Here is a 16,932-nt window from a genome sequence, read left to right on the forward strand (position 1 = left end):
GTCAGTTGCGCGCCTTCGCGAGCAGATCCTCGCGCGGGTTCTCGTCCGGGAGCTTCTCCGCGAACTCTTTCAGCGCCTCCTGTGCCTCGGCGGTCAGGTGCGACGGGACGGCCACTTGCACGACGGCGAGGAGGTCGCCGGTGCCCTTGGCCGTCTGCACGCCGCGGCCCTTGACCCGCAGCACGCGGCCGCTCGGTGTGCCAGGGGCGACGCGCAGCTTGACGGGGTCTCCGCCGAGCGTCGGCACCTCGATGGTGGCACCGAGGGCCGCCTCCGCGAACGTCACGGGGACGGTCACGCGCAGGTTGAGGCCGTCGCGCTCGAACACCGGGTGCTTGCGCACGGTGACGGTGAGGACGATGTCTCCGGCCTCTCCGCCGTCCGGGCTCGGCTGGCCTTTGCCGCGCAGCTTGATCTTCTGCCCGTCGGCGACGCCGGCCGGGATCTTGACCTTGATCGGCTTGCCGTCCGCAGCCTGCAGCGTGATGGTCTCACCCTTGGTGGCCGTGACGAAGTCGATGGTGGTGTGTGCCGTCACGTCGCGGCCGCGCGTCGGTCCGCCGTAGCCGCGGAACCCGCCGCTCGACGAGCCGAAACCGCCGCCCCCGCCGTTGCCGAACAGCCCGCCGAACACGTCGTCGAAGTTGCCGCCCTGCTGGTACGAGTAGCCGCGGCCCTGCTGGCCTCCGCCGAACATCCCGCCGAACACGTCGTCGAAGCCGCCCTGGCCGGCCGACCCCGGCGCGGTGAAGCGGGCGCCGGAGCCCATCGCGCGGATCTGGTCGTACTCCTTGCGCTGCTCAGGGTCGCCGAGCACGGAGTGCGCTTCGCTGATCTCCTTGAACTTGGCCTCAGCGGCCGGGTCCCCCGGGTTGGAGTCGGGGTGATACTTGCGCGCGAGCTTGCGGTAGACCTTCTTGAGTTCCGCCGGCGTGACGTCTTTGGAGACGCCGAGAACCTTGTAGAAGTCCTTGTCGAACCAGTCCTGGCTTGCCATGGCGCCTCCTTCCTAAGACTGTCGTCGTGTGTATGAATTCTGCATGCTGATGTGGCGCACGGCACGGAAGCGGCGGGATGGAGATCCCGCCGCTTCACGCGTCACGCGCATCCGGTGATTTATGCCGGGACCGCGACGACGACCTTGGCCACCCGCACCGTGGTGGAGCCGAGCCGGTAGCCCGTCTCGACCACGTCGGCGACGGTGTCCACCGTCACGCCGGGGGTCGGCTGCTGGAAAATCGCCTCGTGGATCTGCGGATCGAACGGTTCGCCCTTCTCGCCGTACGGCGTGAGGCCGAGGCGTTCGACCGTGGTGCGGAGCTTGGCCGCGATGGTCGAGAACGCGCCGCCCTCTTCGAGGTCGCCGTGCTTCTCAGCACGATCGAGGTCGTCGAGCACGGGAAGGAGTCCCTTCACCGTGTCGCCGACCGCGCGCTCCCGCTCGACCTCGCGGTTCGCCTCGGTGCGCTTGCGATAGTTCGCGTACTCCGCGGTGACCCGCTGGAGGTCGGCGAGCCGTTCGGCTGCGAGCTGGTCCGACGTCGACTGCCCGCTCAGCACGTCCAGGTCTTCGTCGGACAGGAACGACCCGAGGTTCTCGCCGTCGGCAGGGCCGACGTCGACGAGCTCCTCATGGGCGAGGTCGGGGCCGGCACCGCTTCCGTCTCCGGATGCGGCGCCGGCGTCCTGGCCGTCGCCGACCTGGTCGTCGCCGTTCTGGCCGTCCGGCTGCCGAACCTTGCCGGTCTCGGGGTCGATCCTCCGCTTGTCACGGATGATCGGCTCCTCGCGCTCAGGGTCGTTGCCCTGCCCGTTGGGGTTCTGGTCGGACATGTTTACTTCTTCTCCTCGTCTTCGACGACCTCGGCGTCGATGACGTCCTCGTCCGAGTTCTCCTCGGCGGGCTGGTCGCCCGCAGGCGCCTGCTCACCGGCGGCAGCGTCGGCCTGGCTGGACGAGTAGATCGCCTCGCCGAGCTTCTGCTGGCTCGCGTTGAGCTTGTCGTACGCGGTCTTGACTGCGTCCTCGTCGTCTCCGGCGAGCGCGGTCTTCAGCGCGTCGACGTCGCCCTGGACCTCGTTCTTGACGTCTTCGGGGAGCTTGTCCTTGTTGTCCTTGATCAGCTTCTCGATCGAGTACGCGAGCTGCTCCGCCGTGTTGCGGGTCTCCGCGGTCTCACGACGCTTCTTGTCCTCTGCGGCGTGCTCCTCGGCCTCGCGCACCATGCGCTCGATGTCGTCCTTCGGCAGCGACGAGCCGCCGGTGATCGTCATCGACTGCTCCTTGCCGGTGCCCTTGTCCTTGGCGGACACGTGCACGATGCCGTTGGCGTCGATGTCGAAGGTGACCTCGACCTGCGGGATGCCACGGGGGGCCGGGGCGATTCCGGTGAGCTCGAAGGTGCCGAGCGGCTTGTTGTCGCGGGTGAACTCGCGCTCGCCCTGGAAGACCTGGATGGCGACGGACGGCTGGTTGTCGTCCGCGGTCGTGAAGGTCTCGCTGCGCTTGGTCGGGATCGCGGTGTTGCGGTCGATCAGCTTCGTCATGATGCCGCCCTTGGTCTCGATGCCGAGACTCAGCGGGGTGACGTCGATGAGGAGGACGTCCTTGCGCTCTCCCTTGAGGACACCGGCCTGGAGGGCGGCGCCGACGGCGACCACCTCGTCAGGGTTGACACCCTTGTTGGGCTCCTGACCACCGGTCTCCTGCTTCACGAGCTCGCTCACGGCCGGCATACGCGTCGAACCGCCGACGAGCACGACGTGCGCGATGTCGGACACCTTGATGCCCGCCTCGCGGATGACGTCCTGGAACGGCTTCTTGGTGCGGTCGAGGAGGTCGCTGGTCATCTGCTCGAACTGGGCGCGGGTGAGCGACTCGTCGAGGTTGGCCGGACCGTTCTCGGTGAGCGACAGGTAGGGCAGCTGGATGCTGGTCGACATGCTCGACGACAGCTCCTTCTTGGCCTGCTCTGCAGCTTCCTTGAGGCGCTGCAGCGCGATCTTGTCCTTGGAGACGTCGACACCGGTCGAGTCCTTGAAGCGCTTGATGAGCCATTCGACGATGCGCTGGTCCCAGTCGTCGCCGCCGAGGCGGTTGTCGCCGGCGGTGGAACGGACCTGGATGGTCGAGAAGTCGTCGTCCTTGCCCACCTCGAGGAGAGAGACGTCGAAGGTTCCGCCACCGAGGTCGAAGACCAGGATGAGCTCGTCTTCCTTACCCTTGTCGAGGCCGTAGGCGAGAGCGGCGGCGGTGGGCTCGTTGATGATGCGGAGCACGTTGAGGCCCGCGATCTCACCGGCCTCCTTCGTGGCCTGACGCTCGGCGTCGTTGAAGTACGCGGGGACGGTGATGACCGCATCGGTCACCGTGTCGCCGAGGTACTGCTCAGCGTCGCGCTTGAGCTTGGCGAGGATGCGTGCCGAGATCTCCTGCGGGGTGTACTTCTTGCCGTCGACATCGACCTTCCAGTCGGTGCCCATGTGGCGCTTGACCGACGCGATGGTGCGGTCGACGTTCGTGACGGCCTGGCGCTTCGCGGTCTCGCCGACGAGCACCTCGCCGTCTTTCGTGAACGCGACCACCGACGGGGTGGTGCGGAAGCCTTCCGCGTTGGCGATGACGGTGGGCTCGCCACCTTCGAGGACGGAGACGACGGAGTTCGTGGTTCCGAGGTCGATTCCTACTGCACGTGACATATGTGCTTCTCTCCTTTTGTTGCTGACTCTGTGGCTGAAAATTCTGGGATCAAGAGTTGAGTCTTGATGGCTCAAGTGTCGCATCCCGTCGTTGAGGCTGTCAAGCCGGGGATCCAAAACTTGAGCACACTAGACTCAACTTTGAAGAAGCCCTGTTCATTCCCGGATTCTGCGAGAAAAGACAAGTTTCCTTGACTCGTTCTAGTGGGCTTCCTACGATCGAAGAATGACAAGCGACCTTGACTCCGAGGAGGAGGCGCCGACCGAACGCCGGCGCCAGCGCAGCTTCCGCATCCAGATGCAGGTCGCGGGCGTCTGCTTCGTGCTCGCCAACGTGGCGCTGGGCGCCTGGGGTCACGCGAACAGTCCGTGGCGGGTTCCGCTGGCGATACTGCCGCTGCTGCCGCTCGTGTGGATGGTGGTCGCGACCGTCCGGCGCGTGCGGACGATGGACGAGTACCAGCGCAAGCTGTTCTTCCCTGGGCTGGCGGTCGGGTTCACGGTCGCGATGCTCGGGTCGATCGTGCTCGGCACCTTCAGCACGGCCGGGTTCGACGTGCCGAACGGCGGATGGATCATCGCCATTGCCGGGATCGTCTCGTGGGAGTTCACCAACCTGATCGTCGGCGCCCCCAACCGATGATGGGGAACAACCGGTGATGGGAAACATCCGCTGATGGACAACATCATGCGCTCCGAACGCGAACAGCGCGGCTGGACCCAGGCCGTGCTCGCCGAACGGCTGGAGGTGTCGCGGCAGACCGTCGTCGCCCTGGAGACGGGCAGATACGATCCGTCGCTCCCGCTGGCGTTCCGTATCTCCCGGCTGTTCGGCAAGCCGATCGAGGTGATCTTCCTGCCGGGTGGCGATGCGTAGAGCTCACGCCAGGACGAGCATCCCCCTGCCGGCGTAGAACCGCTGGAACTCGTCGACGGGGAGCGTCGCATCCGCCGCCGTCTCCCCGATCCCGGAGGGGTTGTGGAAGGTGACGGTCTCCCCGTCGAAGCCGTGGACGAGCACGAGGTGCCCGCCGACCCGCGCGTTGCCGCGCTCCGGGAAACGGATCTCCGGCGTGACCGACGCGAACGCGACCACGCCGTCGCCGATGGATGCGAAATGCTCGCGCGCCGTGGTCCCCTCCACGACCTGCCCGCCCAGCCCGAACTCGTCCGCGATCCACGACAGGAACGGCCGGTAATAGAGGCCACGCACCGTTCCCTCCTCCGGCACCAGCGCCCCGGCCGAGACGGCGCCGTCGATCAGGTCGCGCATCGTCGCGTCGGCCGCGGCGGGACGCCAGCCGCGCACCACCGACCGCAGGCACGCCAGGCCGCACACGTTGCGCGCCCAGTAGCGGTACTCCTCGGCGGAGGTGTAGCCGTCCTGCGCCCAGTCGTGCAGTCCGGCCGGGTCGTCGCCGTGCACGATCAACGCCTCGTTGCAGCGGGGGTCGCCCCACTGCGACTCGTACGGGAAGAACGTCTCGCTGAGATTCACACCGCCTCCACAAGGACCATCGCTAGCGTGCTGTACATGGATTCGGAGCACCTCCCCGACGATCACAACGGCCCGCTGCTGTCGTCACGCGCGATCGAAGCGCTGCAGAACATCGACGCAGCGACCCTCGACGAGGTGCAGGCGTTCCGCACCGACTTCGCGCGATTCATCATGCCGTACAAGTTCGGGATCGACGAGATCTCCACCAAGGTGTCGATCCTGCGCGAAGAGTTCGCCGAGCTGCACGACTACAACCCGATCGAGCACATCACCAGCCGGCTCAAGTCGGCCGAGAGCATCGAGCAGAAGATCGTGCGCAAGCAGTGCGACCCGTCCTTCGACGCGATCAGGGAGTCGATCACCGACATCGCAGGCATCCGGATCGTCTGCAGCTTCGTCTCCGACGTCTACCACGTGTTCGAGCTGCTGTCGGCGCAGGCGGACGTGAACGTGCTGCGGGTCAAGGACTACATCGCCCACCCGAAGCCCAACGGCTACAAGAGCCTGCACGCGATCGTCGAGGTGCCGGTGTTCCTGTCGGACGGCCCGATCGCGGTGCCCGTCGAGGTGCAGATCCGCACGGTCGCGATGGACTTCTGGGCGAGCACCGAGCACAAGATCTATTACAAGTACGACGGCGAGGTGCCGGAGGAACTGCTCCGCGACCTCACCGACGCCGCCGTCAAGGCCAACCAGCTCGACATCACGATGGAGAGCCTGCACCGGCAGGTGCGCGGCACCGGCGGCGGCAACCAGTACACGCTGCCGGTCGCGATCTAGCGTCGTTCGTCAGTCGAGTTCGACGATCGGCGCGCGTTTCAGCCACTCCGTGAGGTCGCTGACCACCGTCTCCGCGACGTGACTCTCCCGACCGGAAAGCTCACCCGTACGAGCAGAGAGCCCGGCACGCACGGCACGCAGTACGACCTCGCCATCGACCCAGTCTCCGCCGCCCGCGAACGTCCGCCGAGGATCCAACACTGAGCCCTCGCAACCAATGGACCTCGCCACCACGAGGACACGTTCAGCACCCGCCTCGGTCAACCCGGCAAACGACACACCCCAGTTCCTGTTCTCCGGCCGCACCCTCACACCAACATCGCGGAGGCCCCACCCTCCGGCGTCGCCCTCTCCAGCAGCCTCAGCCTGCCGCAGCCACCCCTGAAGCCGATCGCAGAACGCCACCGCCGCACGACGAACACCACTGGGCAACACCTGGCCCTCCAGCGCACCGAGACCCGACCGCACCAGGCCGATTACGATCTCCACCGCCTCCCGCTCCCACCGAACCTCCCACCGATGCGCCGAATCACCAGCACTACCGGCGAAACCGATCGTCTCCGCAAACGCCACCAAGCCTCTGGCCTGCGACTCCGTCAACCCCTCGAACGCAAGACCCCACGACTCGACACCGACCGCCGGAGCGACAACCCCCGACAACCGCGACTGCAACAACCACTCCTCAAGATCACCCACCAACGTCCGCCCGATCAACCTGTCGCCACTCGAGAGCTCACGCCAACGCGCGGCCAGACCAGCACGCACGAAATAGAACTCGCTCTCAACAGCCGTCCTATCGTCGAAACTCGCATACACCCCCCCCCCGGACGACACGCAGTGGCCGCAAAACCCATCGACCGCGCGCGCGAGACCAAAGCTTCCGCACCCGACTCCGACAAACCGTCGACCATGACACCCCACCCGTCATCCAACGGACCCGCCCCACGACCCACCTCATAGACCCCCGGCCCCTCGCCATCGGAGACCACCGGCGCCCCCACCGACCACTCCTCTAAACCAACCGCAAACGCGTCGATATCCCAACGTGCGGAATTGCGGACTCCCTCGTCCTCGTGCACTGCAAGCCCAGCCCGAGCCAACATCACAAAGACATCAGACCGCCGCCTGTCGAACCGCATCTCACACCACCGCGACGGGTCGGCCGCCTCCGCACTGAACCCAATCGACTCGGCGAACAACACCAGGGCCTCCGCCCCCACGCCCGTCAACCCATCGAACGTAAGACCCCACGACCCGCCGTCAAGAGGCCGCCTCACCGAACGCCGAGGAAGAAGCGCGCCTAGCGGCGGAGCCTGACTCAGCCATTTCCTGAAATCACTGAGCACAGCCGACCCCACACGACGGTCCCGCTCCGAAAGCGCACCCGCGAACGCAACGAGCCCCGCCCGTAAGAACAAGACATCAATGTCGACGCTGCCACGCGGTGCGCCTATCTTGAAGAAGCGCCGAGGATGCAGGGTTATGCCGTCGATTCCGAGCAAACGAGCGTACGCAACTATCGCCTCGGCCCCAAACTGGGTCAATTCGTAGAAGACCACATGCCAGCATTCACCACCGGTACCCGCGCCTCTGCGATCGGTGTACGCAGCAGGGGCCGAGCTAGGGCAATCGTCGTCGTCAACAGCCTCGGCCCGCTTCAACCACTCTGTGAGATCGTCCGCCAGGTTCTGTCCGCCCCACCGGACCCAATTAGGAGTCGCCCGTGACTCCCACGCGACGAGCCCGCCCTCTAACAGCCTAAGAACGATTTCGACCGTCTTCCGGTCCCATCTCACAGCGCACCACTGCTTGGGATCATCCGCCGCCCCATCAAAGCCGAGGGATTGCCCGTACGCCGCAAGCGCCTCAGCTCCAGGTCGGGTCAGACCCTCAAACGAGAGACCCCAACTCTCCCCCCACTCCAGCTCATCCATCGCTATTTGCCCACTTGCTGCGACAAGTCGAAGTTGAATGTGCCGTCACGAGTTGTCTTCTGGTCAAGCTCTGACTTGCTTCTCGCCATCTTCCAAACACCGCCCCTGTGGCCCTCGGTATCCCATGACACATACTTCTTGCCGACCGAGATCACCCCGCTGAGCTGTGCCGAGTCGAACAACCGGCCTCACCAACTTAGGGGATGTGTTCAGTTCGTTTACGTTTCAGGCGTGCGATGTTTTGAATATTCCAGAATTTGATTTTCCCGGGCTTTCGAGCCGCCCTCCCGGCAGCCGCCCTCCCGGCAGCCGCCGGCAACCAGTACACGCTGCCGGTTGCAATCTAGTAGCCGACCACGCCCGTGAAGTCCGGGGAGCCGTCCACCCTCGCGGGCAGCGGCTGCCCGCTGATGTAGCGCGGCCATTCCAGGCGCATCCCGTCGGAGGCGTCGAGGAGCGGGTACGCGGAGGCGGCGGGGAGCGTGGCCGAGAGCGGCGCCATTGCCGGTGCCGCCGGCTGTGTCGGAGCGGGTGCGAGTGTCGGCGTCGGCACGAACGTCGGCGCAGGAGCGAACGCCGCGGGCGCCGGCTGGCTCCACGGCTCCGGCGCCGGCCAGGGCTGCGGCGGCGCCTCGGTCTTCGGCCCGAACAGCGTGTAGGTGAGCGGGATCAGGATGGTCCCCAGCGCATCCAGGATCGCGACGACGGCCAGCACCCGCCAGTACGTCTCGCCGAAGTCGATCGTCGGCAGCGCGAGCGGCAGCGACAGGCCGAGCGTGAGCACGGCCACGAGCGTCAGCGTCGCAACGGTGACCTTGCTCATCACCGGCCCAGTGAAACGCCGCTGCGTGTTCAGCACCAGGTGGATGTGCAGCAGGCCGAGCCTGGTCACCGCGACCAGGGCGAACCACGCGACCGGCTCCCACCACGGGTGCGCGGCGTATGGGTCGTGCGTCACGGGCGTCCAGATCTTCGCGAGGCCCGCCAGCAGCAGGTATGCCGACGTGATCACACTCACGGCCCCGAACCAGGGTGCGCGCCTCGCCGACACATCGGCGTCGTACCAGGAGACGAGCGAGAAGAAGACGAGCAGAGCGATCGTGCCGATGAGCCTCCAGCAGGTCTCGTCGAACCGGCCGATCAGCACGGCGTACACGCCCACCAGGGCGGCGGCGATCAGAGCGCCGATGACGATACGCGGCAGCAGGTGCCGCACCCAGCCGTACTGTCGATCCTCATTCACCATCGTGGTCATCTCAGCCTCCATGCCGTGTATGCCGCTCCGGACATATGCGTGTCAGGAACTCCTTCGGCGCGAGCCTATACGCGGCCGCGACACGGCCGGATCCGTGCGCGCACGGAACTCTCGCCGGGCGACGCACCCGCCACGGCGCAGCGGTTCACCCTCCGGCAACCGCGACGCCATACGCTGTGCTCATGAGCACTCACCCGAGCGCGAACGGCAACGACGCCGACCGCAGCAACCAGCCGACGCCCGCGCCTGCCCCGGCGAACACCGACGCCCTGGTGACCGCCGCATCCCCGCTGTTCGTGGACAGTTCGGCCGAGCGGCGCATCCCGCGTCGACAGGTGGTGTCGTGGGCGCTGTGGGACTGGGGAGGAGCGGCGTTCAATGCGGTCATCACCACGTTCGTCTTCACCGTCTACCTGACCGGCAGCCTGTTCGTCGACCCGGCGCTGGTCGCGGCACGGGATGCGGAGACCGACCTCAAGGGACCAGCCCACGCCGCAGTCACCGCCGCCGAGGCACCGCTGTCGAGCGGGCTCGGCTGGGGGCTCGCCGTCGCGGGCATCATCGTGGCCCTGATCGCACCCGTACTGGGTCAGCGCACCGACGGGTCGGGCCGCCGCAAGCTGTGGCTCGGCATCAACACCGGCGTCGTCGTGGTGATCACAGCGCTCATGTTCTTCGTCGTCGGCGAGCCGAGCTACTTCCTGCTCGGCGTGATCCTGGTCGCCATCGGCACGATCTTCTACGAGATCGCCACGGTCAACTACAACGCGATGCTGGTGCAGGTCTCCACCCCGAAGACGGTCGGCCGGGTGAGCGGTTTCGGCTGGGGAGCCGGCTACCTCGGCGGCATCGTCCTGCTGCTCATCGTGTACTTCGGTCTCGTCACCGGCAACGACGACGGCACCGGCGGGATGCTGCACGTCACGGAGGACGCGGGCCTCAACATCCGGATCATTGCGCTGATCGCCGCGGCCTGGACGCTCATCTTCTCGCTGCCCGTGCTCATCGCCGTGCCGGAGATGCCGATCGGCTCGCGGCGACCGCGGGTCGGGTTCTTCCAGTCGTACGGCGTGCTAGTGCGCGACATCGGCCGGCTGTGGAAGGAGAGCCGCAACACGGTGCTGTTCCTCATCGCGTCCGCACTGTTCCGCGACGGGCTGGTGGGCGTGTTCACGTTCGGGGGCATCCTGGCGCAGGGCACGTTCGGGTTCAGCAGCGGAGGCGTCATCCTGTTCGCCATCGCTGCCAACGTCGTCGCCGGTATCAGCACGTTCGTGTCCGGCCGGTTCGACGACCGGTTCGGCGCCAAGCCGGTGATCGTCACCTCCCTGATCGGACTGGTGATCGCGGGGCTCGCCGTGTTCTTCGCGCACGACCTCGGAGCGACGGCGTTCTGGATCGGCGGCCTCGTGCTCTGCCTCTTCGTGGGGCCCGCTCAGTCGGCGAGCCGCACGTTCCTCGCCAGGATCACCCCAGCGGGCAGGGAGGGCGAAGTGTTCGGCCTGTACGCGACGACCGGACGCGCGGTCTCGTTCCTCGCGCCGCTCCTGTTCGCGACCTTCGTCGCGATCGGCGGAGCGCAGTACTGGGGCATCCTCGGCATCGTGCTCGTGCTCGCCCTCGGTCTCGCCCTGCTCATCCCGGTCCGCGCCACCCGCTGACCGCCGCCGCCGCCTCCGCCATCGGCTTCGCTTCCGCCGCCGACGCTGGCTCGTCCCGCGCATCCAGCGTCGCGCAGCCATCGAGTCGGGACTTGTGCACGCTTGGCGCGGCGTGTCGCGTGCATAAGTCCCGGCTCGATTATTGGGGGAGCTGAGTCAGTGCGGGGATGACGTGGTCGCGGAGGAGCGGGGCGAGGTCGCCTAGAGGATCGACGGGGCTCGACCAGCGCAGTTCGGCGATCTCGGCCGCAGCGACCGGGATGCCCGTGAGGGCGGCCGTGAACACGGTCGCGTCGAGCGTGTGGCCTGGTTCGTTGGCGGCGTCCGCCTCCCAGGCTCCCAGAAGCGACAACTCGCCGAGGTCGAGGACGATGCCCACCTCCTCGCGCACTTCGCGCACGGCCGCCTCGGCGGGCGACTCGCCCTGCTCCGGCTTTCCGCCCGGAAGCATGAACCGGGAGGTGCCCCGCTTGCGGACGGTGAGGATGTCGCCGTCCTCCCGGACGAACGCGACGGCCGAGACGGTGATGACGGGGTGCTGCATAGGTCGAGCGTAGCGAGCCGGACGCTTCAACCCGCGCCTCGACCCGCGCTTCAATCCGCGCTTCAGCCCGCTCGACCGCGGTCGAGCGCCTCGCGCTCAGCCGGCGCGCAACCGGTCGAGCTTGCGGTCGAGCGCCGCACGTTCGGACGCCGACGGGCACAGCACGAGCGCCTCCTCCAGAGCGGCGACGGCCGCATCCGGTCGCCCCAGCCGGGTGAGCAGCTCGCCGCGCGTCGCCGGGAGCAGGTACGAGCCCGCGAGGTCGCCGCGCTCGGTCATCGCGTCGACGAGCGCCAGCCCGGCGGCCGGCCCGTCCGCCATGGCGACGGCGACCGCGCGATTCAGCTCGATCACCGGGGACGGCGTGAGCTGGGCCAGCGCTTCATAGAGGAGGACGATGTGCCTCCAGTCGGTCTCGGCGACCGACGGCGCGACCGCATGGCACTGCGCGATCGACGCCTGCAGCCCGTAAGCGCCGAGACCGCGCCCCGCCGACGCCGCGTGCGCGAGCGCCGCGCGGCCACGGCGGATCGCCGCCACATCCCAGAGCCGCCTGTCCTGGTCCTCCAGTAGCACCGGCTCACCATCCGCATCCATCCGGGCGGGGAAGCGCGCGGCCGTCAACTCCATCAGGGCGAGCAGCCCGAACACCTCCGGCTCCGGCGCGAGGCGCACCAGCACCCGTCCGAGGCGGAGCGCTTCGTCGGCGAGGTCGGTACGCATCCACTGGTCGCCACTGGAGGCGAAGGAACCCTCGGAGAAGATCAGATAGACCGCCTGCAGCACGGACCCGAGTCGTTCACCGCGCTCGGCCGGCTCCGGAACGGCGAACGGCACCCGTGCCGCCGCGAGCGTCTTCTTGGCGCGCGTGATCCTGGCCTGGATGGTCGGAACCGGAACGAGGAACGCCCGCGCGATCTCGTCACTGGTGAGACCGCCGACCACCCGCAGCGTCAGCGCGATCCTGGCCTCCTTGGAGAGCACCGGATGGCAGCTGACGAACATCAGCGCCAGCACGTCGTCGTCGATCGCGCCAGGGTCGAAAAGCGCGTCGGCACCGGGCTCCGTCTCCTCCAGGTCGCGGGCCAGAAGCGCATACCGGTCGTCGCGGGCGGCCCTCCGGCGGAACGCGTCGATGGCGCGGCGCCGGCCGACGGTCAGCAGCCAGCCGGTCGGCTGCGCCGGCACACCGTCGACCGCCCAGGAGACGAGCGCTTCCGCGAGCGCCTCCTGGGCGAGATCTTCGGCGAGCGCGAAGTCGCCGGTGTAGCGCGCGAGGGCGCCCACGATGCGGGCGGACTCCATGCGCCAGACGGCCTCGACGGCTGCGCGGGCGGCTGTGCCTGTCAGAGCTGCCCCGTCTGTTCGCGCCACGCGCGCTCTTTCTTGATCCAGACGTTGTCCTGCGGGAACTCCTCGATGGACGGCACCCGGCGGATCTCGATGATGCTGCCCGCCGTCAGCGGTGCCCGCTTGGCCCACTCCACGGCCTCCTGCGCCGAGGCGACATCCAGGATGTAGTAGCCGTTGAACAGCTCACGGGTCTCCCCGTATGGGCCATCGGTGACCACAGGGGTCTCCCCGCTGAAGTCGACGACGACGCCCTCGCTGGGGTCGGCGAGCCCCTCGGCCGCGAGCAGCACGCCCGCCCTGATCAGCTCGTCGTTGAACTCGCCCATCGCGTTGAGGACGTCCTCGAAGTCGAGGTTGGCGAAGTTCGCGGCAGCAGCCTCGGTGGGCCGCAGGATGAGCATGTATTTGGACATTCGGTTTCTCCTTGATCTGAGGTCGCTCTCCGACCTTTGCACCCAGAGGTCGAACGGCGCGACCCCCGATCGACACCGGGACGGAAAGTTTTCCGGAGATCTTCTTCGGCGCCCGCTGCGCTTGGCCGTTGCGCTCGGGCGCTGCTGCTCGGCCGCTCCCGCTCGGCTCAGTCCCGCGGCCACGCCCGCACGAAACGGGCGAAGAGGTCGGCGAACGCTCTGGCCTCGTCCGGGGTGAAGGTCGCGAGCGCCTGCTCGACGGCCGAACGCCGGTGGTTGCGCACCTCGACGATCTGCTTGCGGCCCGCCGCAGTCAACTGGATGAGCGTGCGCCGCGCATCGGCGGGATCGGTCACCCGGGTGATGAGCCCCCGGTCGACCGCCTCCTGCACCAGCCTGCTCGCCCGCGGCTGGTCGACGCCGATCGCGGGGGCGAGGGTGCTGATCGAGTATGTCGTGCCGTCGCGCTCTGCAGCCTCGAGCACGTCGAGCATCCGGAAGCGGGCGGCGCGGCCGAGCGAACCGTCGGGGCGACCACGGCGGCCGGGGCCATGACGCGCGGAATCGCCGAAGCCTGGGAACGGCGTGGAACCGGAGGTGTCGTCGGGGGCGTCGGTGTCGCCGGGGGCGTCGGGGCCGTCTTGCGTGTCGTGCGCGCCGGGCGCTCCGAAGCCGGGGTGGTTTCCGTGGCTGCCGTGATCGCCATGGCCCGCGTGATCGTCGCGATCGCCGTGGCCGCCGTGATCGTGACCGCCCCAGCCCTGGCCGCGCGCGAACCCGCCCGGCCAGGGGCCGCGGCCCGGCATTCCGTGGTTCGGCGGGCCTCCGTGCATCCGTCGCCGGGACTGATCGTGGCGGACGGCCAGGAGCGACTGCTCGACCAGCGCGACGATGTCCGCATCCTGCGAATCGGGATCGGGGGCTTGACCATCCATTTCCATGTATGTAATCATACAACTGCTTGTAACAGTACATGCAATAGGAAAGGGTTCCACGATGAACACCAACACGAATTCACAGACGACACCCCCGGGCTACTGGTTCGGCGTGATCGAGCACGAACTCCGCCACCGGATGCGCGATGAGCTCTCCGGCTTCGACCTGCGCCGCGGAAGCTGGCGCGTCCTCAACACCATCGCCGACGGCGCGACCAGCGTCGACGACATCGAGACGGCCCTGCCGCCCCGACGCGGCGGCACAGGGCGACGCGGCCACGGGATGCGCGGCGGCCGGCCGTTCGGGCGCGGCTTCGGGCGTGGCGACGGCTTCGGGCGCGGCGAGGGCTTCGGCGGTCGCCCGCGATTCTCGTCGGACGACGACCGCGCAGCGTTCTGGGAGCAGCGGCGCCAGCGCTACGAGGAAATGCGGGCCTCCCATGGCTACGGCCCCGGCGAGCACCCGCAGCGCCCAGAGCACCACGGTCGTCCCGAGCACTTCGGTCACCCCGAGCACCACGGTCGCCCCGAGCACTACGGGCACGGCGACTGCGCCGGTCACGAACACGGCCACAACGAGCACCACGACCACCCGCATCACCACCACGACGAGCACCAGACCGACGCCCGCCGCGACCACGGGCACCACCACCCCCGCACCTCCCGCGTCGAGGCGACCATCGCCGATTTCGCGGAGCGCGGCTGGGTCACCGTGTCCGGCGACCGCAACGAGCTGGTCGAGCTGACCGACGCCGGACGCGAGGCGCACGCCTCCGCTCTGGCGCGCATCCAGGGTGTGCGGGAGTCGATGACTGCCGGCATCAGCGACGAGGACTACGCGACCACGGTCGCCACACTCGAAGCGATGGCGCGCAACCTGGGATGGCGCACGCCGACCACCCCGGCCGAGTGAGCTCGGCGACAGGCACGGCGACGACAAACGCGGCGGCGACAGGCGCGGCGGTCACACCGCCCGCCTTGTCGCACCCCACCCGCACCGGCTAGACTCCCTCCGGGAACGTTCCCGGCACCGCCCGGGAGGGAAGCAGGTGCCATGAACGACCCCGTGCTCATCCTCGGCCTGGCCATCCGGGTGCTGGTCGCGATCGGGCTGGGCGCCGCGATCGGGCTCGAACGCCAGTGGCGACTGCGCACGGCGGGCATCCGGACGAACGCGCTCGTCGCGGCCGGGTCTTCGCTGTTCGTCATCGTCGGGTCGGTCGGACTCGACGGCCCCACCGCCGACCCGACCAGGGTGGCCGCGCAGGTCGTCTCTGGGATCGGCTTCCTCGGTGCGGGCGTCATCCTGCGCGACGGCCTGAACATCCGGGGGCTGACAACGGCCGCGACGCTCTGGTGCGCAGCGGCGATCGGGTCGCTCGCCGGTGCCGGAAGCCTGTGGATGGCCGTGATCGGCGCCGTCGCGATCGTCGCGACCAACACCCTCCTGCGCCCGGTCAGCACTTTCGTCAACAAGCGCACCCGTCGTTTCGCCGACCACCCCGACGACCCGGACGAGGCGGAGGAGAGCAACGACTTCGCCCTCGAGGTCGAGACGACCGAGAAGAGCGAGAACCGGGTGAGGGCGCTCGTCATCCAGGCCGTCTCGCGGCCGGACCTGATGCTCCGCTCGGTCGACACCAAGCCGGGCCCGCACTCTCACGTCACTGTCCTCGCCCGCGTCACCTCCACGAAGCCCGGCGTTCCAGGCACTCTCGAACGCGCTGTCCAGCGGATCAGCCTCGACCCCAAGGTCGTCGCCTCCCGCTGGTGGCCCACCGACCCAGAAGACTGACCCCCAGAAAATCGAGGGGCGGCTACAGGGCGGGCGGTTACAGAGCGGGCGGGGGCGCGGTGGTGCGGCCGGCGACAAAAGCGCCGGGGATCACGAGGTGGTTGTCGGCGGGGACGCCGTCTTCGATGGCGGCGATCATCAGGTCGACCGAGACTCGGCCGATCTCCTCGATGGGCTGGCGGAACGTCGTCAGCCCGAGCAGCGGGGTCGCCAGCGCACCGATGCCGTCGAAGCCGGTCACCGAGAGCCGCCCTGGCACCGCGACGCCCGCGCGCTCGCACTGCTCCATGACGGCGACCTGCGTGCGGTCGTTGGGGCACATCACCGCGGTCAGTCCGTCGACCGCCAGCAACGACGGCAGGATGCCCGCCGCGTCGGCGTTGGTGCCGACCTCTCGCACCGTCACGGCAACACCGGATGCGGTCAGCCTGTCGATCATCGCGACGCCGCGCAGATGCTGACTGTACGAGTATTCGCCGTCGACGAGGATCACCGCCACCGACCGGTGGCCGAGCTCGATCAGGTGGTCGGCGAGCTGTTCGCCTCCATCGATGTCGTCGACGCAGACGCTCGACAGCACCGGCTCGTTCTCGCGGCGGCCGGCGGCGACCACGGGAAGCCGGTCGACGAACGGGAGCACCTGATCGGACGGGAACCTGGCCGAGCAGACCAGGAGGCCGTCGACCTGCAGCGACACCAGGGAGCGCAGCGCGGTGAGCGCGTTGTCCAGGGTGAGCTCGCCGGGGTTCGTCGCCGTCACGACGGAGTATCCGCGTTCCGTCGCCCGCGTCTGCATCGCGACGTGGAGGTAGCCGGCGAACGGGTCGGTCACGTCGTGCAGGACGACGCCGAGGGTCTTGGTGCGCTCGGAGACGAGGCCTCTCGCCATCGCGTTGGCCACGTAGCCGAGCGAGTTCGCCGCATCGAGCACCCGCTGCCTGGCGTCCTCGCTCACCTCGCCCTGCCCGAGCAGCGCACGGGACACGGCAGACTTCGAGACACCGGCCAGGCGTGCGACGTCGATGATCGTCGGCGCCTTCGCGCGCTCCTGAGCCACGGCGGCCCC

18 protein-coding genes are annotated in these 16,932 nt (G+C 68.3%); 6 read left to right on the forward strand and 12 right to left on the reverse strand.

Features of this window, described 5'->3' with window-relative positions; genetic code table 11:
* Position 1 precedes the first annotated feature (1 nt).
* From AC37TH_RS02190 to dnaK, 3 genes are all read right to left on the reverse strand, one after another.
* Positions 2-997: a DnaJ C-terminal domain-containing protein gene (locus AC37TH_RS02190; RefSeq protein WP_490762717.1), complete on the reverse strand. Its 996-nt coding sequence runs from the start codon at positions 995-997 to the stop codon at positions 2-4.
* 119 nt (positions 998-1,116) lie between these two features.
* Positions 1,117-1,833, reverse strand: coding sequence for a nucleotide exchange factor GrpE (locus AC37TH_RS02195; RefSeq protein WP_490762718.1), 717 nt, complete (start codon positions 1,831-1,833; stop codon positions 1,117-1,119).
* A 2-nt stretch (positions 1,834-1,835) separates the two neighbouring features.
* Complete coding sequence (gene dnaK / locus AC37TH_RS02200; protein ID WP_490762719.1) at positions 1,836-3,698, reverse strand: molecular chaperone DnaK; 1,863 nt, start codon at positions 3,696-3,698, stop codon at positions 1,836-1,838.
* 226 nt (positions 3,699-3,924) lie between these two features.
* Between dnaK and AC37TH_RS02205 the strand changes: the two genes are divergently transcribed.
* Both AC37TH_RS02205 and AC37TH_RS02210 read left to right on the forward strand, forming a co-directional pair.
* Positions 3,925-4,341: a hypothetical protein gene (locus AC37TH_RS02205; protein WP_490762720.1), complete on the forward strand. Its 417-nt coding sequence runs from the start codon at positions 3,925-3,927 to the stop codon at positions 4,339-4,341.
* 33 nt (positions 4,342-4,374) lie between these two features.
* Positions 4,375-4,575 (forward strand): helix-turn-helix transcriptional regulator, encoded by a 201-nt coding sequence (locus AC37TH_RS02210; protein WP_490762721.1) that lies wholly within the window; start codon positions 4,375-4,377, stop codon positions 4,573-4,575.
* A 3-nt stretch (positions 4,576-4,578) separates the two neighbouring features.
* On the opposite strand, the gene AC37TH_RS02215 is transcribed toward AC37TH_RS02210, so the two are convergent.
* The gene (locus AC37TH_RS02215) at positions 4,579-5,196 is read right to left on the reverse strand and encodes a C39 family peptidase (RefSeq protein WP_490762722.1); all 618 of its coding nucleotides are present in this window, start codon (positions 5,194-5,196) and stop codon (positions 4,579-4,581) included.
* A 36-nt stretch (positions 5,197-5,232) separates the two neighbouring features.
* On the opposite strand from AC37TH_RS02215, the gene AC37TH_RS02220 reads away from it, so the two are divergent.
* Positions 5,233-5,976 carry a GTP pyrophosphokinase gene (locus tag AC37TH_RS02220; RefSeq protein WP_490762723.1) on the forward strand — a complete coding sequence of 248 codons (744 nt, stop codon included), beginning with the start codon at positions 5,233-5,235 and terminating at the stop codon, positions 5,974-5,976.
* A gap of 9 nt (positions 5,977-5,985) precedes the next feature.
* On the opposite strand, the gene AC37TH_RS02225 is transcribed toward AC37TH_RS02220, so the two are convergent.
* From AC37TH_RS02225 to AC37TH_RS02235, 3 genes are all read right to left on the reverse strand, one after another.
* Positions 5,986-6,792 (reverse strand): hypothetical protein, encoded by an 807-nt coding sequence (locus AC37TH_RS02225; protein ID WP_490762724.1) that lies wholly within the window; start codon positions 6,790-6,792, stop codon positions 5,986-5,988.
* Between the two features lie 1,120 nt (positions 6,793-7,912).
* On the reverse strand, positions 7,913-8,065 hold the full coding sequence (locus tag AC37TH_RS02230; protein WP_490763841.1) for a toxin C-terminal domain-containing protein: 153 nt from the start codon (positions 8,063-8,065) through the stop codon (positions 7,913-7,915).
* A 188-nt stretch (positions 8,066-8,253) separates the two neighbouring features.
* Positions 8,254-9,165 (reverse strand): hypothetical protein, encoded by a 912-nt coding sequence (locus AC37TH_RS02235; protein ID WP_490762725.1) that lies wholly within the window; start codon positions 9,163-9,165, stop codon positions 8,254-8,256.
* 182 nt (positions 9,166-9,347) lie between these two features.
* On the opposite strand from AC37TH_RS02235, the gene AC37TH_RS02240 reads away from it, so the two are divergent.
* Positions 9,348-10,826 (forward strand): MFS transporter, encoded by a 1,479-nt coding sequence (locus AC37TH_RS02240; protein ID WP_490762726.1) that lies wholly within the window; start codon positions 9,348-9,350, stop codon positions 10,824-10,826.
* Between the two features lie 139 nt (positions 10,827-10,965).
* Here AC37TH_RS02240 and AC37TH_RS02245 read toward each other — a convergent pair whose 3' ends face one another.
* The 4 genes from AC37TH_RS02245 to AC37TH_RS02260 all read right to left on the reverse strand — a co-directional run bounded on the left by AC37TH_RS02245 (position 10,966) and on the right by AC37TH_RS02260 (position 14,077).
* The gene (locus tag AC37TH_RS02245) at positions 10,966-11,370 is read right to left on the reverse strand and encodes an NUDIX hydrolase (RefSeq protein WP_490762727.1); all 405 of its coding nucleotides are present in this window, start codon (positions 11,368-11,370) and stop codon (positions 10,966-10,968) included.
* 96 nt (positions 11,371-11,466) lie between these two features.
* On the reverse strand, positions 11,467-12,720 hold the full coding sequence (locus AC37TH_RS02250; RefSeq protein WP_490763842.1) for an RNA polymerase sigma factor: 1,254 nt from the start codon (positions 12,718-12,720) through the stop codon (positions 11,467-11,469).
* Entirely contained in the window at positions 12,717-13,136 is a 420-nt protein-coding gene (locus AC37TH_RS02255; protein ID WP_490762728.1) for a YciI family protein, read from the reverse strand. Before AC37TH_RS02255 ends, AC37TH_RS02250 begins: the two co-directional genes overlap by 4 nt.
* A gap of 167 nt (positions 13,137-13,303) precedes the next feature.
* The gene (locus AC37TH_RS02260; RefSeq protein WP_490762729.1) at positions 13,304-14,077 is read right to left on the reverse strand and encodes a MarR family winged helix-turn-helix transcriptional regulator; all 774 of its coding nucleotides are present in this window, start codon (positions 14,075-14,077) and stop codon (positions 13,304-13,306) included.
* 55 nt (positions 14,078-14,132) lie between these two features.
* Here AC37TH_RS02260 and AC37TH_RS02265 point away from each other — a divergent pair, with 55 nt between their 5' ends.
* Complete coding sequence (locus AC37TH_RS02265) at positions 14,133-14,984, forward strand: hypothetical protein (RefSeq protein ID WP_490762730.1); 852 nt, start codon at positions 14,133-14,135, stop codon at positions 14,982-14,984.
* Between the two features lie 141 nt (positions 14,985-15,125).
* Positions 15,126-15,866 (forward strand): MgtC/SapB family protein, encoded by a 741-nt coding sequence (locus AC37TH_RS02270; protein WP_490762731.1) that lies wholly within the window; start codon positions 15,126-15,128, stop codon positions 15,864-15,866.
* Positions 15,867-15,903: 37 nt separating this feature from the next.
* On the opposite strand, the gene AC37TH_RS02275 is transcribed toward AC37TH_RS02270, so the two are convergent.
* Complete coding sequence (locus AC37TH_RS02275; RefSeq protein ID WP_490762732.1) at positions 15,904-16,923, reverse strand: LacI family DNA-binding transcriptional regulator; 1,020 nt, start codon at positions 16,921-16,923, stop codon at positions 15,904-15,906.
* Positions 16,924-16,932: the final 9 nt, after the last annotated feature.

It is taken from the genome of Leifsonia sp. McL0627 (assembly GCF_058244615.1).